This window comes from Streptomyces sp. ATLC9, assembly GCF_057196705.1.
In genome coordinates this window covers 1-644 of sequence record NZ_JBXUOY010000567.1, presented here as the reverse complement: position 1 = coordinate 644, position 644 = coordinate 1, and the positions used below count along the sequence as shown (strand labels likewise).

Sequence of the window (644 nt, the reverse complement as noted above, 5' to 3'; positions counted from 1 at the left end):
CACGCCGCCCGCCGGCGGTACCGCCGGCGCGGCGTCCTCGCCGGTCGCCCAGCTGGCCGCGCTGGGCCGCAAGGAGCGCGAGGCCGCACTGCTGGAGCTGGTGCGCGGCCAGGTCGCCGGCGTGCTCGGGCACGCCGACGCCACGACCGTCGGGGCCGAACTGCCTTTCCAGGAGATCGGCTTCGACTCGCTCAGCGCGGTCGAGCTGCGCAACCAGCTCGGGCAGGCGGTCGGTCTGCGGCTGCCGACCACGCTGGTCTTCGACCACCCCAGCCCACTCGCCCTGACCCGGCACCTGGCCGAGCTGGTCGAGCAGGAGGCGGACACGCCGGGTGACGCGGTCCTCGCCGAGCTGCACCGGATCGGCTCGGCGATCGAAGCGCTGCCGGCGGGCGACGCCGCCCGGGAGCGGATCACGGACCGGCTGCACGACCTGCTGTCCCGGGCGGCCTCCGGCGCGACCGCGCCGGAGGCGTCCGGGCAGGACGACCCGGACGACCCGGACGACCTGGAGGACCTGGAGGACGCCACCGACGAGGAACTGTTCGCCTTGGTCGACGGGCTGGAGTAACCGTCCGGGGGGGGGGGGCGGGGGGGGGGGGCGGGGGGCCGGCGGGGGCTGGCCCGCGGGTACCGCGCGGCGG

1 protein-coding gene is annotated in these 644 nt (G+C 77.6%); it reads left to right on the top strand.

Translation table 11 applies throughout. The features are described from left to right. Positions 1-571: acyl carrier protein (locus AC2CJA_RS27090; protein WP_484605264.1), on the top strand; the 571-nt coding region annotated here is incomplete at its 5' end. Between the last annotated feature and the right edge of the window lie 73 nt (positions 572-644).